We start from the raw sequence: 14,641 nt of genomic DNA, 5'->3' as shown, positions 1-14,641 counted from the left end.
CACTATGCCGGCTTCATTCGTTCATCTACGCCTGCACACTGAATACTCCCTGGTCGACGGGCTGGTGCGGATCAAGCCGCTGGTCAAAGCGCTGACCGCCATGAACATGCCGGCGGTCGCGGTCACCGACCAGAACAACATGTGTTCCCTGGTCAAGTTCTATAAAAACGCCATGGGCGCCGGCATCAAGCCGATCTGCGGCGCCGACCTGTGGCTGGCGAACAAGGACCCGGATGCACCGCTGAGCCGCCTCAGCCTGCTGGTGATGAACGCTCAGGGTTATCGCAATCTCACCGAACTGATCTCGCGTGGCTTCATCGAAGGCCAGCGCAACGGCATGGTCATCGTCGAGCGCGAATGGGTGGCCGAGGCCAACGAAGGTTTGATCATGCTGTCCGCCGCCAAAGAAGGCGAGATCGGCATGGCCATGATCGGCGGCAACCCGGCGGAAGCCGAGGCCTTGGCGCGCGAGTGGATGGCGGTGTTCCCGGATCGTTTCTATCTGGAAATCCAGCGCACCAACCGCCCCAACGATGAAGAGCAACTGCACGGCGCCGTGGCGCTGGCCGACAAGCTTGGCGCGCCGCTGGTGGCGACCAACGATGTGCGCTTCATCAAGCAGGAAGACTTCGCCGCCCACGAAACCCGTGTGTGCATCGGTGAAGGCCGCGCCCTCGATGACCCGCGTCGTTCGAAGAATTACAGCGATCAGCAATACCTGAAAAGCGCCGAGGAAATGCTCGAGCTGTTCAGCGATATTCCCGATGCGATCGAAAATACCGTCGAGATCGCCAAGCGCTGCAACATCGAAGTGAAGCTGGGCACGCACTTCCTGCCCAACTTCCCGATCCCCGATGGCATGACCATCGACGAGTATTTCCGCAAGGTCTCCTTCGAAGGGCTCGAAGAACGCCTGGCGGTGCTGCTGCCCAAGGACACCACCGAAGACTACGAAGCCAGGCGCCAGGTCTACGTCGACCGCTTGAATTTCGAGCTGGATATCATCATCCAGATGGGCTTCCCCGGTTACTTCTTGATCGTGATGGACTTTATCCAGTGGGCCAAGAACAACGGCGTACCGGTAGGTCCGGGCCGTGGGTCGGGTGCCGGATCGCTGGTGGCTTACGTACAGAAGATCACCGACCTCGACCCGCTGGAATATGACCTGCTGTTCGAACGTTTCCTCAACCCGGAACGGGTCTCGATGCCCGACTTCGACGTCGACTTCTGCATGGACGGCCGTGACCGCGTGATCGATTACGTGGCCGAGAAATACGGCCGCAACGCGGTGAGCCAGATCATCACCTTCGGTTCCATGGCCGCCAAGGCTGTGGTCCGTGACGTGGCGCGGGTGCAGGGCAAGTCCTATGGCCTGGCGGATCGTCTGTCGAAGATGATTCCGTTCGAAGTCGGCATGACCCTGGAAAAAGCCTACGAGCAGGAAGAGATCCTGCGCGACTTCATCAAGGTCGATGAAGAAGCGGCGGAAATCTGGGAGATGGCGCGCAAGCTCGAGGGCGTGGTGCGTAACGTCGGCAAACACGCCGGTGGTGTGGTGATCGCGCCGACCAAATTGACCGACTTCTCGCCGATCTATTGCGACGAGGCCGGCGACGGTCTGGTAACCCAGTTCGACAAGGACGACGTTGAGGCCGCCGGTCTGGTGAAGTTCGACTTCCTCGGCCTGCGGACCCTGACGATCATCGACTGGGCGCTGAAAACCATCAACCGCGATCGCGCCAAGGTCAACGAGCCGCCGCTGGATATCGCTTTTATTCCGCTGGACGACAAGCCGACCTACCAGTTGCTGCAAAAAGCCGAAACCACGGCGGTGTTCCAGCTTGAATCCCGAGGCATGAAAGAGCTGATCAAAAAGCTCAAGCCCGACTGCCTGGAAGACTTGATCGCACTGGTGGCACTGTTCCGTCCCGGTCCGCTGCAATCGGGCATGGTGGACGACTTCATCAACCGTAAGCACGGTCGCGCCGAACTGGCCTATCCGCACTCCGACTACCAGTACGACGGGCTCAAGCCGGTATTGGCGCCGACTTACGGCATCATCCTGTATCAGGAACAGGTGATGCAGATTGCTCAGGTCATGGCCGGTTACACCCTCGGCGGTGCGGACATGCTGCGTCGAGCGATGGGTAAGAAAAAGCCTGAAGAAATGGCCAAGCAGCGCGGCGGTTTCATTGAGGGTTGCGCGACCAACGGCATCGACGCGGATCTTGCCGGTAACATTTTCGACCTGGTGGAGAAATTCGCCGGTTACGGCTTCAACAAATCCCACTCCGCCGCTTACGGCCTGGTGTCCTACCAGACCGCTTGGCTGAAAGCCCACTACCCGGCGCCGTTCATGGCCGCGGTACTCTCGGCGGATATGCACAACACCGACAAGGTCGTGACCTTGATCGAAGAAGTGCGGACGATGAAGCTGCGCCTCGACGCGCCGGACGTGAACACTTCGGAGTTCAAGTTCACGGTGAACGACGACGGCCGCATCGTTTACGGCCTCGGCGCGATCAAAGGTGTCGGTGAAGGTCCGGTTGAGGCGATCACCGAAGCGCGTCAGGCCGGTCCGTTCAAGGATCTGTTCGATTTCTGCGCGCGGGTCGACCTCAAGCGCATCAACAAACGAACTCTTGATGGCTTGATTCGCAGCGGCGCGCTGGATCGCCTCGGCCCGTATTTCCACGACGAACAAAAGGCCTATCAGGCCAACATCGACCGTAACCGCGCGGTATTGCTGGCGGCGATGGAAGAGGCGATCAAGGCGGCCGAGCAGACCGCGCGAACCCACGACAGTGGCCACGCCGACCTGTTTGGCGGCTTGTTCGTCGAAGAAGATGCCGACGTCTACGCGTCCCATCGCAAGGCCAAGGAGCTGACCCTCAAGGAACGCCTCAAGGGTGAAAAAGATACCCTGGGCCTGTACCTGACCGGTCACCCGATCGACGAATACGAAGGCGAGATCCGCCGCTTCGCCCGCCAGCGCATCATCGACCTGAAGCCGGCGCGTGACACGCAAACCGTAGCGGGGATGATCATTGCCCTGCGGGTGATGAAGAACAAGAAAGGCGACAAGATGGGCTTCATCACCCTCGACGACCGCTCCGGGCGGATCGAGGCGTCGTTGTTTGCCGATGCGTTCCATTCGGCGCAATCGCTGCTGCAGACCGACGCGATGGTGGTGGTCGAAGGCGAGGTCAGCAATGACGACTTCTCCGGCGGCCTGCGCCTGCGGGTCAAACGGGTGATGAGCATGGAAGATGCGCGGACCAATCTGGCCGAAAGCCTGCGCCTGAAGCTGCACACCCAGGATCTGAAAGGCGATCAGCTACGCTGGTTGGGCGAACTGCTCAAGCGTCATCGCGGCGCGTGCCCGGTGACCATGGAGTACACCAGCCCGGATGCGAAGACCTTGCTGCAGTTCGGCGAGACCTGGCGGATCGACCCGGCGGATACCTTGATTCAAGCCCTGCGTGACCAGTTCGGGCGAGACAACGTCTTCCTCCAATACCGTTGACCGGCAAGTGCCATCATGGCGCTTGCCCGCAATCTGAATTTTTAATCTCGACCTCAGCGCGCCTCTCCCTTAAGGTAGGGCGCGAATAGACAACCGGCCGGCCCAAGCTCACTTGGGACACGACCCAAGACGGACGCCTATGAACCCGAATTTTCTAGATTTCGAACAGCCGATCGCCGACCTGCAAGCCAAGATCGAAGAGTTGCGCTTGGTCGGTAATGACAATTCGCTGAATATCGGCGATGAGATCTCCCGCCTGCAGGACAAGAGCAAGACGCTGACCGAAGACATCTTCGGCAAGCTGACCAGCTGGCAGATCGCACGCCTGGCGCGTCACCCGAAACGCCCTTACACCCTCGATTACATCGAGCACATCTTCACCGAGTTCGACGAACTGCACGGCGACCGTCACTTCTCCGATGACGCTGCCATTGTTGGCGGTATCGCCCGTCTGGAGGACCAGCCGGTGATGATCATCGGCCACCAGAAGGGCCGTGAAGTGCGTGAGAAAGTTCGCCGCAACTTCGGCATGCCGCGTCCGGAAGGCTACCGCAAGGCCTGCCGTCTAATGGAGATGGCCGAGCGCTTCAAGATGCCGATCCTGACGTTCATCGACACCCCGGGTGCCTACCCTGGCATCGACGCTGAAGAGCGCAACCAGAGCGAAGCGATTGCCTGGAACCTGCGTGTGATGGCGCGTCTGAAGACTCCGATCATCGCCACTGTAATTGGTGAGGGTGGTTCCGGCGGCGCACTGGCCATCGGCGTTTGCGATCAACTGAACATGCTGCAATATTCGACCTACGCGGTGATCTCGCCGGAAGGTTGCGCGTCGATCCTGTGGAAAACCGCCGAGAAAGCGCCGGATGCCGCTGAAGCGATGGGCATCACCGCTGAGCGTCTGAAAGGCCTGGGTATCGTCGACAAAGTGATCAGCGAGCCACTGGGCGGCGCCCATCGTGACCCGGCTGCTGCCGCCGCTTCGATCCGCGCCGAGCTGAGCTCGCAACTGGCGATGCTCAAGCAGTTCGATAACGAAGCGCTGCTCAAGCGCCGTTACGATCGCTTGATGAGCTACGGTCTCTAAGTCGAAGCGCGATACCCATGTGGGAGCGAGCCTGCTCGCGAAAGCGGTATAGCACTCGACGAATGTGTTGAATGTTAAACCGCCTTCGCGAGCAGGCTCGCTCCCACATTTGTTTGGGGCAAAGAGAGAGCTATGGGTCAGTCCATGATTGATTTGCCATCCCGTCTTCTGCTGAACCTTGAGCCCTGGCGCCACGTCGCTCACTGGCGCATCGCCTTATCCGGTGGCCTCGATTCCACCGTCCTCCTGCATCTGCTCGCCACCCTGGCGAACACCGAATCCCTCCCTGCGTTAAGCGCCATCCACATCCACCACGGCCTTCAGGCTGCGGCCGATGCGTGGCCGCAACACTGCCAAGACGTTTGCGATGCGCTGGGCGTGCAGTTGCAAGTGGAGCGGGTCACCGTGAAGGGCGGGGCGAGCCTGGAGCGGGCGGCGCGGGATGCGCGTTATGCCGCGTTCAGTTCGCTGACGCAGAGCAATGACGTGCTGTTGACTGGCCAGCACCGCGACGATCAAGCGGAAACCCTGCTGTTTCGGCTGTTGCGCGGTGCCGGTGTCCGCGGGCTCGGCGCGATGCCGCAGCAGCGTCCAGTGGGACAGGGCACGCTGGTTCGACCGTTGCTGGATGTCAGTCGTGCTGAGCTGGAAGGTTATGCACAGGCGCATCAGTTGCGCTGGATCGAAGACCCGTCGAATCAGGATCGCCAGTTTTCCCGTAACTACCTGCGCCAGCAAGTTATGCCGCTGCTGACCGAACGCTGGCCGCAAGCGCAGGCGAGCATGGCGCGAACGGCTGCGCATCTGCGTGAGGCGCAGGGCTTGCTCGATGAGCTGGCGCAGATTGATCTCGCACAAGCCGCAACGCCCCATGAATTCGCTTGGATGGGTGTGCCATCGCTGGAGCTGACACCATTGACGGCGTTGTCTGACGCGCGCCAGCGAAATGCCCTCAGCCACTGGCTCGAACCGTTGACCCGGCTGCCGGATGCTGACCATTGGTCGGGTTGGACAACGCTGTGCAATGCCGGCGCCGACGCTTCACCGATCTGGCGCCTGGCCGACGGAGAGCTGCACCGCAGCGCCGGTCGCGTCTGGTGGCTGAGCGGCAATTGGTTGGGCACGCCAGTGATCGGCGCCGACTGGCAGACCCCGACTTCAGCGCTACGCTTGCCGGATAACGGACGCGTCATGCTCCACGGGCAAGCTCCATCCGGGCCTTTGCGTATTGCCTATCGGCAGGGCGGTGAGGTCATGCAACTGGCCGAGCGCGGCAGGCGGGATCTCAAGCGTCTGCTCAACGAGCGCGCGGTGCCGGCCTTCGTGCGTGGCAGATTGCCGCTGCTGTTTCGTGGTGAAGAATTGCTCGCCGTGGCGAACCTGTCGGGTCTTGCTGGTCAGATGGACGAAGGCTGGACATTGCACTGGCAGCCAACAGACGAAGATCAAGGTTTGAGCTGAAAGGAGCATTCCGGTAGACTACGCTCCCTTCTTGATACAACTTCTGTGGATTCGCCTGAATTGCAGGAGTTGCCGATTACCAAGCAGTCTTTGCTGGGCGATTCCAAAAAATGTGTAGCGAGCAACGTACCGGTGTTTCATCTGCCGGTCTGTCACAACGCGGCGGTTTTTTCGAAAGGTGCACTGTGATTAATGCAGGTGATCGGGGGCTTCGGCCTTCCTTCGCTTTCCCCGGCGGCTCGTTCCGCTTTAACGCAGACTTCTAGGGTTTTTCATGACGCGCTACATATTCGTCACGGGCGGTGTTGTTTCTTCATTGGGGAAAGGCATTGCCTCGGCTTCATTGGCGGCTATCCTGGAGGCGCGGGGGCTTAAGGTCACCATGCTGAAGCTGGATCCGTACATCAACGTCGATCCAGGCACCATGAGTCCGTTCCAGCACGGTGAAGTGTTCGTCACCCATGACGGCGCCGAGACCGACCTGGATCTGGGGCACTACGAGCGGTTCATCCGCACGACCATGACCCAGAACAACAACTTCACCACCGGCCGTGTCTACGAGCACGTGCTGCGCAAAGAGCGCCGTGGCGACTACCTGGGTGCAACCATCCAGGTAATCCCGCATATCACCGACGAAATCAAGCGCCGCATCATCAAGGGTGCCGGTGACGCTGACGTGGCGATGGTCGAAATCGGTGGCACCGTCGGTGACATCGAGTCGCAACCGTTCCTCGAAGCCATCCGCCAGTTGCGTTTCGAAGTCGGCGCCAAGCGCGCGATGCTGATGCACCTGACGCTGGTGCCGTACATCGCCACCGCTGGCGAAACCAAGACCAAACCGACCCAGCACTCCGTCAAGGAACTGCGTTCGATCGGTCTGCAGCCAGACGTGCTGGTATGCCGCTCCGATCACCCGATCGACGTGTCCTCGCGTCGCAAGATCGCGCAATTCACCAACGTTGAAGAGCGTGCGGTAATCGCGCTGGAAGACGCCGATACCATCTACAAGATCCCGGGGATCCTGCACTCGCAGGGTCTGGACGATTTCGTCGTTGAGCGTTTCGGTCTGCAGTGCGGCAGCGCCGACCTGTCCGAGTGGGACGCAGTGGTCGATGCCAAGCTGAACCCGGAACACGAAGTGACCATCGCCATGGTCGGCAAGTACATGGAACTGCTCGACGCCTACAAGTCGCTGATCGAAGCGATGAGCCATGCCGGTATCAGCAACCGCACCAAGGTCAACCTGCGCTACATCGATTCCGAAGACATCGAGAACCAGGGCACTGCGCTGCTCGAAGGTGTCGACGCGATTCTGGTGCCGGGCGGCTTCGGTCTGCGTGGCGTGGAAGGCAAGATCACTGCCGTTCAGTACGCTCGCGAAAACAAGGTTCCGTACCTCGGCATCTGCCTGGGCATGCAAGTGGCGGTCATCGAGTTCGCCCGTAACGTGCTGGGCTGGAAAGACGCCAACTCCACCGAGTTCGATCGTGCCAGCGGCCATCCGGTTGTCGGTCTGATCACCGAGTGGGAAGACGCCACCGGCGCTGTCGAAGTGCGTACCGAAGCGTCCGATCTGGGCGGCACCATGCGTCTCGGCGCACAGGATTGCCTGCTTGAGCCGGGCTCCAAAGTCCATGATTGCTACGGCAAGGACGTGATTGTCGAGCGTCATCGTCACCGTTACGAGGTGAACAACAACCTGCTGCCGCAGATCATCGAAGCCGGCCTGAAAATCTCCGGTCGTTCCGCCGATGCTGCGCTGGTCGAAGTGGTTGAAGCGCCGGATCATCCATGGTTCGTTGCCTGCCAGTTCCACCCTGAATTCACCTCGACCCCACGCGACGGTCATCCGCTGTTCAGCGGTTTCGTCAAAGCCGCGTTGGCTCAACACCAGAAGAAGGCGTAACCCGATGGCACAGAAGATCATCCGCGTCGGCGACATCGAGATTGCCAACGACAAACCCATGGTCCTGTTCGGCGGCATGAACGTGCTGGAAAGCCGTGACATGGCCATGCAGGTTTGCGAAGAGTACGTGAAGGTCACCGAGAAACTCGGTATCCCTTACGTGTTCAAGGCCAGCTTCGACAAGGCCAACCGGTCTTCTGTGACTTCGTATCGTGGTCCTGGCCTGGAAGAGGGCATGCGCATCTTCCAGGACATCAAGCAAGCCTTCGGCGTGCCGATCATCACCGACGTCCACGAGCCGGATCAGGCTGCGGTGGTCGCTGAGGTCTGCGACATCATCCAGCTGCCGGCCTTCCTGTCGCGTCAGACCGATCTGGTCGTCGCGATGGCCAAGACCAATGCCGTGATCAACATCAAGAAAGCCCAGTTCCTCGCACCTCAGGAAATGAAACACATCCTGAACAAGTGCGTAGAAGCCGGTAACGATCAGTTGATCCTCTGCGAGCGCGGTTCGAGCTTCGGCTACAACAACCTCGTGGTCGACATGCTCGGCTTCGGCATCATGAAGCAGTTCGAATACCCGGTATTCTTCGACGTGACCCACGCGCTGCAAATGCCTGGCGGTCGTGCCGACTCCGCCGGCGGTCGCCGTGCCCAGGTTCTGGATCTGGCCAAGGCCGGCATGAGCCAGTCGCTGGCGGGTCTGTTCCTCGAAGCGCATCCGGATCCGGACAACGCCAAATGCGACGGCCCTTGCGCCTTGCGTCTGGACAAACTGGAGCCATTCCTGGCCCAGCTCAAAGCTCTGGACGAACTGGTGAAGAGTTTTCCGACGGTAGAAACCGCGTAACGCTCGATTCTCCGGTAAAGTACCGCACGATTTGTCGCTCATGCCCTCGGGCGTGAGCGTTGTCGTCTGCAAGTCTGCCCGCTGTACTTCGCTTGCCGACGATAAAGATTTCCTCTAGCTGCGTCGTTTTCGTCAACTTTGGAGTGTTTACAACAATGGCAAAAATCGTCGACATCAAAGGTCGTGAAGTTCTCGACTCCCGTGGCAATCCCACCGTGGAAGCGGACGTGCTTCTCGACAACGGCATCATCGGCAGCGCCTGCGCGCCGTCCGGTGCATCCACTGGCTCGCGTGAAGCGCTCGAGCTGCGTGATGGCGACAAGAGCCGTTACCTGGGCAAGGGCGTGCTCAAGGCGGTAGCCAACATCAACGGTCCGATCCGCGATCTGCTGCTGGGCACCGACCCGAGCGACCAGAAAGCCCTCGACCAAGCGATGATCAAGCTCGACGGTACCGAAAACAAAGCGACCCTGGGCGCCAACGCCATCCTCGCCGTGTCCCTGGCTGCGGCCAAGGCAGCTGCGCAGGATCAGGATCTGCCGCTGTACGCACACATCGCCAACCTCAACGGCACCCCGGGTGTGTACTCGATGCCGGTCCCGATGATGAACATCATCAACGGTGGCGAGCACGCCGATAACAACGTCGACATCCAGGAATTCATGGTCCAGCCAGTTGGCGCCAAGTCTTTCTCGGAAGGTCTGCGCATGGGCACCGAGATTTTCCATCACCTGAAAGCCGTGCTGAAGGCTCGTGGTCTGAGCACTGCCGTTGGCGACGAAGGCGGTTTCGCGCCGAACCTGGCGTCCAACGAAGACGCGTTGAAAGTGATCTCCGAAGCCGTGGCCAACGCCGGTTACAAGCTGGGCACCGACGTGACCCTGGCGCTGGACTGCGCCGCGAGCGAGTTCTACGAAGACGGCAAGTACAACCTGTCCGGTGAAGGCCAGGTGTTTACTGCTGAAGGTTTCGCCGACTACCTCAAAGGCCTGACCGAGCGTTACCCGATCATCTCCATCGAAGACGGTCTGGACGAATCCGACTGGGCTGGCTGGAAAATCCTCACCGACAAGATCGGCGAGAAGACCCAGCTGGTGGGCGACGACCTGTTTGTGACCAACACCAAGATCCTCAAAGAGGGCATCGATAAAAAGATCGCCAACTCGATCCTGATCAAGTTCAACCAGATCGGCACCCTGACCGAAACCCTGGAAGCCATCCAGATGGCCAAGGCTGCCGGCTACACCGCCGTGATCTCGCACCGTTCCGGCGAAACCGAAGATTCGACCATTGCCGACCTGGCTGTGGGCACCTCGGCTGGCCAGATCAAGACCGGTTCGCTGTGCCGCTCCGACCGCGTTTCCAAGTACAACCAACTGCTGCGTATCGAAGAGCAGTTGAACGGCAAGGCCAAGTACAACGGCCGTGCCGAGTTCCGCGGTTAAGCGCAACCTGATCAAAGGACACCGGATTGTGTCGGAAAAGTCGTGACAGCGATGGATTTGCCACTAATCTGATGCCTTAAGCACAAGCCTGGATCTTTCCAGGCTTCGTGCTATCAGATGCTGCAACATTATGCGTGGCTGTCTTTTTTCACTGGATACCTGATATTCGATGCGCAGTCCTTACTGGTTGTTTCTTGTTTTGCTCTTGCTGCTGGCCGGTCTGCAGTACCGCCTGTGGGTGGGCAATGGCAGTCTGGCGCAGGTCGCCGAGCTGAAACAGCAGATCGCCGAGCAACATGCCGAGAACGAAGGCCTGCTGGAGCGCAACCGGGTGATGGACGCTGAAGTCAGCGAGCTGAAGAAAGGCATGGAGACCGTTGAAGAGCGGGCTCGTCACGAACTGGGCATGGTCAAGGACGGCGAAACCCTTTACCAGTTGGCCCAATGATCAATTCCCTGCCGGCCTTCTGGGCCGTGATTCCTGCCGCGGGCGTCGGTGCCCGAATGGCCGCGGACCGTCCCAAGCAATATCTGCAACTGGGCGGGCGCACAATTCTCGAACACAGCCTCGGCTGTTTCCTTGATCACCCGAGCCTCAAGGGCCTGGTGGTCAGTCTTGCTGTCGATGATCCCTATTGGCCGAATCTGGCATGCGTCAACGATCCGCGCATTCAGCGGGTTGATGGCGGGGCGGAGCGTTCCGCTTCGGTGCTAAACGCCTTGCTGCATCTGCATGCGCAAGGTGCCGACGATGACGATTGGGTGCTGGTGCATGATGCGGCCCGGCCGAATCTGAGTCGCGATGATCTGGACAAGTTGCTTGCCGAACTCGCGGATGACCCGGTCGGCGGTCTATTGGCAGTGCCCGCTCGCGACACGCTTAAACGCGTCGATTACAACGGGCGTGTGGTTGAAACGGTGGATCGTAGTGTGATCTGGCAGGCGTATACGCCGCAGATGTTTCGCCTCGGAGCGTTGCATCGGGCATTGGCCGATAGCCTGGTTGCTGATGCGGTGATCACCGATGAGGCTTCGGCGATGGAATGGGCCGGTCTGGCACCGCGTCTGATCGAAGGGCGGGCGGATAACCTCAAGGTGACCCGGCCGGAAGACCTGGAGTGGTTGCGCCAGCGATGGGCGAATCGCCGCTGAGGTTTGGGGTCGCCGTGGCATTGCCTTCGCGAGCAGGCTCGCTCCCACAGAGGGAATGCATTCAGCTGTCGAACCCGGTCAATTGTGGGAGCGAGCCTGCTCGCGAAAGCGGTCGCACAGGCAATCAATAACTCAAAGTTTGTACTCCGGCCTTTCAGCCAGTCCCACCTTCAAATAATCCACCAACTTGCGCACCTTCGGCGACAGATGCCGCTGCTGCGGATACAGCGCCCACACCGCCGTATTCGGCGGCTGATGCGCCTCGAGCAAGGAAATCAGCGCGCCGCTGTGCAGGTGCTCGAGCACGTAATAGTCCGGCAACTGACACAACCCGACACCCTGAAGCGCCGCATCCAGCACCGCCTGCCCACTGTTGCAACGCCAGTTGCCCTGCACCCGCTGGGAAAATTCCCGCCCGTTCTGTTCCAGTTGCCAGATATCCGAACTGCCGATCAGGCAATTGTGTCGACTCAATTCCGACAAACTGTGTGGGCGCCCATACCGTTCCAGGTAGGAAGGCGACGCGCACAGGTACATTCTCCGTGGTGCCAGGCGTGTCGCGACCAAGCGCGAATCCTGTAACCGACCCAGGCGGATCGCCAGGTCCAGCCCTTCATGCACCAGATCCAGTTGGCGATTGCTCAGCTCTATATCGATGCGTAGCTGCGGGTACAGCCCCATGAAGCGAGTCACCAGCGGCACGATAAAGCGTTCGCCATAGGCCACCGCGCAGGTCATGCGCAGCATGCCTTTCGGTTCGCTGGTCAGATCGCCTACCGCGCGCAAGGCTTCTTCGCGACCGTCCTGCAGGCGCTGACAATGTTGCAGGAAAGTCTGCCCGGCTTCGGTCAACGTAACTCGCCGGGTGCTGCGGTAGAGCAGGCGCGTCTGCAAACGCTCTTCGAGCCGTACGATTTGTCGACTGATGTGCGAGGAAGAAACCCCAAGACGCTCGGCAGCGGCGGTGAATTGGTTGCATTCGGCGACGGCAACGAACTCATCGATGCCTTCCCAGCGGTTTTCCGACACTTGGATTATCCCTGTATGGCAATAATGTTTTGCTTTCGTCCGGATTATTCCTCAGGACGCGTTGAACTACACTGTCTGTCTGCTTTTTTATTTACTGGATTCATTGGAGAGTCAGCATGATCAAGTCGCGCGCCGCCGTTGCCTTCGAGGCCAAGAAGCCGCTGGAAATCGTAGAAGTCGATGTCGCCATGCCCGAGGCTGGTGAAGTGTTGCTGCGTGTTGTCGCTTCCGGGGTGTGCCACACCGATGCCTACACCTTGTCCGGCGCAGACCCGGAAGGCATCTTCCCGTCGATCCTCGGCCACGAAGGTGGCGCCATCGTTGAAGCGATCGGCGAGGGCGTGACCTCGGTTGCCGTCGGCGACCACGTCATTCCGCTGTACACCCCGGAATGCGGCCAGTGCAAATTCTGCAAGTCGGGCAAGACCAACCTCTGCCAGGCGATTCGCGCCACCCAAGGCAAGGGCCTGATGCCGGACGGCACTTCGCGCTTTTCCTACAAGGGCGAAACGATTTTCCACTACATGGGGACGTCGACGTTTTCGGAATACACCGTGCTCCCGGAAATCTCCGTGGCCAAGATCTCCAAAGACGCGCCGCTGGAAAAGGTCTGCCTGCTCGGTTGCGGCGTGACCACCGGTATCGGCGCCGTGCTCAATACCGCCAAGGTCAAACCGGGTGACACCGTGGCCATCTTCGGTCTCGGCGGTATCGGCTTGTCGGCCGTGATCGGCGCGGTGAAAGCCAAGGCTGCGCGGATCATCGCCATCGACATCAACCCGGCCAAGTTCGAAATCGCCAAACAACTCGGTGCTACCGATTGCGTGAATCCGAAAGACTTTGATCGTCCGATCCAGGAAGTGATCGTGGACATGACCGATGGTGGCGTCGACTTCTCCTTCGAGTGCATCGGCAATGTGCAACTGATGCGCGCCGCGCTTGAGTGCTGCCACAAAGGCTGGGGCGAGTCGGTCATCATCGGTGTCGCCGGTGCCGGTCAGGAAATCGCTACCCGTCCGTTCCAGTTGGTTACCGGTCGCGTCTGGCGCGGTTCGGCGTTCGGCGGCGTGCGTGGCCGTACTGAATTGCCGAGCTACGTCGACATGGCCCAGAGCGGCGAGATCCCGCTGGATACCTTCATCACCCACACCTTGGGCCTGGAAGATATCAACAAGGCGTTCGACCTGATGCACGAAGGCAAGAGCATCCGCACCGTCATTCATTTCTAACAGCAGCCCCGAGCTGCAAGCTTCAAGCTGCAAGTAAAGGCGTTCGTGCTTTTTCTTGCGGCTTGCGGCTTGCAGCTTACAGCTAGGGAGAATCCCTTGAATCTGGAAAACATTTCCTGTCAGAAGAGTTTCGGTGGCTGGCACAAGCGCTATCGCCATCGCTCCGAAGTGCTTGATTGCGACATGGTCTTTGCCGTGTACCTGCCGCCGCAAGCGGAGCAGGGCGGCAAGCTGCCGGTGCTGTACTGGTTGTCCGGGCTGACCTGCACCGATGAGAACTTCATGCAGAAGGCCGGTGCGATGCGCATGGCTGCCGAGCTTGGTTTGATTATCGTTGCCCCGGACACCAGCCCACGCGGTCCGGATGTTCCGGACGATGCAGACAAGGCTTGGGATTTCGGTCTCGGCGCCGGGTTTTATCTGAACGCCACCCAGGAGCCATGGGCGCATCATTATCAGATGCATGACTATGTCGTGAAGGAATTGCCCGCACTGGTTGAAGCGCATTTTCCCGCGTCCGACAAGCGCAGCATCAGCGGCCACTCGATGGGCGGCCACGGTGCTTTGGTCTGTGCCTTGCGCAATCCTGGGCGGTATAAATCGGTTTCGGCCTTTTCGCCGATCACCCATCCGATCGATTGCCCGTGGGGTCAGAAGGCCTTTTCCAACTATTTGGGCGAAGACCGTTCGAAGTGGAAAGAGTGGGACGCCTGTGTGCTGATCGCAGAGGCGACGGAGAAGTTGCCGTTGCTGGTCGATCAAGGTGATCGTGACGATTTCCTCTCCACCCAGCTGAAACCCGAAGCCCTGCAATACGCGGCAAAACAAGCGGGGCATCCGCTGGAGCTGCGCCTGCAACCGGGCTACGACCACAGCTATTTCTTCATCTCAAGCTTCATTGACGACCACTTGCAGCATCACGCACGCGCTCTGCGCGGTTAATGCAGGTAGAATCA

11 protein-coding genes are annotated in these 14,641 nt (G+C 59.8%); 10 read left to right on the top strand and 1 reads right to left on the bottom strand.

Annotation, left to right across the window (positions count from 1 at the left end; all coding sequences use genetic code 11):
* Positions 1 to 4 precede the first annotated feature (4 nt).
* The 8 genes from dnaE to ispD all read left to right on the top strand — a co-directional run bounded on the left by dnaE (position 5) and on the right by ispD (position 11,427).
* Positions 5 to 3,526, top strand: a complete 3,522-nt coding sequence (dnaE, locus tag JWU58_RS21990) for a DNA polymerase III subunit alpha (protein WP_123443049.1) — start codon at positions 5 to 7, stop codon at positions 3,524 to 3,526.
* A 139-nt stretch (positions 3,527 to 3,665) separates the two neighbouring features.
* Positions 3,666 to 4,613, top strand: a complete 948-nt coding sequence (locus JWU58_RS21985; RefSeq protein WP_016771465.1) for an acetyl-CoA carboxylase carboxyltransferase subunit alpha — start codon at positions 3,666 to 3,668, stop codon at positions 4,611 to 4,613.
* Between the two features lie 132 nt (positions 4,614 to 4,745).
* Positions 4,746 to 6,074 carry a tRNA lysidine(34) synthetase TilS gene (tilS, locus tag JWU58_RS21980; protein ID WP_206420984.1) on the top strand — a complete coding sequence of 443 codons (1,329 nt, stop codon included), beginning with the start codon at positions 4,746 to 4,748 and terminating at the stop codon, positions 6,072 to 6,074.
* A 274-nt stretch (positions 6,075 to 6,348) separates the two neighbouring features.
* Positions 6,349 to 7,980, top strand: coding sequence for a CTP synthase (locus tag JWU58_RS21975; RefSeq protein ID WP_016771462.1), 1,632 nt, complete (start codon positions 6,349 to 6,351; stop codon positions 7,978 to 7,980).
* 4 nt (positions 7,981 to 7,984) lie between these two features.
* Positions 7,985 to 8,830, top strand: a complete 846-nt coding sequence (gene kdsA, locus JWU58_RS21970; RefSeq protein ID WP_016985082.1) for a 3-deoxy-8-phosphooctulonate synthase — start codon at positions 7,985 to 7,987, stop codon at positions 8,828 to 8,830.
* Positions 8,831 to 8,985: 155 nt separating this feature from the next.
* Complete coding sequence (gene eno / locus JWU58_RS21965; protein ID WP_041478121.1) at positions 8,986 to 10,275, top strand: phosphopyruvate hydratase; 1,290 nt, start codon at positions 8,986 to 8,988, stop codon at positions 10,273 to 10,275.
* Positions 10,276 to 10,444: 169 nt separating this feature from the next.
* Positions 10,445 to 10,723: a cell division protein FtsB gene (gene ftsB, locus JWU58_RS21960; RefSeq protein WP_016771460.1), complete on the top strand. Its 279-nt coding sequence runs from the start codon at positions 10,445 to 10,447 to the stop codon at positions 10,721 to 10,723.
* The gene (ispD, locus tag JWU58_RS21955; protein ID WP_206420983.1) at positions 10,720 to 11,427 is read left to right on the top strand and encodes a 2-C-methyl-D-erythritol 4-phosphate cytidylyltransferase; all 708 of its coding nucleotides are present in this window, start codon (positions 10,720 to 10,722) and stop codon (positions 11,425 to 11,427) included. Before ftsB ends, ispD begins: the two co-directional genes overlap by 4 nt.
* 132 nt (positions 11,428 to 11,559) lie before the next feature.
* Here the strand turns inward: ispD and JWU58_RS21950 are convergent, their stop codons facing one another.
* The gene (locus JWU58_RS21950) at positions 11,560 to 12,456 is read right to left on the bottom strand and encodes a LysR family transcriptional regulator (protein ID WP_056783227.1); all 897 of its coding nucleotides are present in this window, start codon (positions 12,454 to 12,456) and stop codon (positions 11,560 to 11,562) included.
* 116 nt (positions 12,457 to 12,572) lie between these two features.
* Here JWU58_RS21950 and JWU58_RS21945 point away from each other — a divergent pair, with 116 nt between their 5' ends.
* Both JWU58_RS21945 and fghA read left to right on the top strand, forming a co-directional pair.
* Entirely contained in the window at positions 12,573 to 13,685 is a 1,113-nt protein-coding gene (locus JWU58_RS21945; protein ID WP_206420982.1) for an S-(hydroxymethyl)glutathione dehydrogenase/class III alcohol dehydrogenase, read from the top strand.
* 96 nt (positions 13,686 to 13,781) lie between these two features.
* Complete coding sequence (fghA, locus tag JWU58_RS21940) at positions 13,782 to 14,627, top strand: S-formylglutathione hydrolase (protein WP_206420981.1); 846 nt, start codon at positions 13,782 to 13,784, stop codon at positions 14,625 to 14,627.
* The last annotated feature ends 14 nt before the right edge of the window (positions 14,628 to 14,641 follow it).

Source organism: Pseudomonas atacamensis (assembly GCF_017167965.1).
GTDB lineage: Bacteria > Pseudomonadota > Gammaproteobacteria > Pseudomonadales > Pseudomonadaceae > Aquipseudomonas > Aquipseudomonas atacamensis.
The sequence above is the reverse complement of the archived record's forward strand: the minus strand, read 5'-3'. Positions and strand labels throughout refer to the sequence as shown.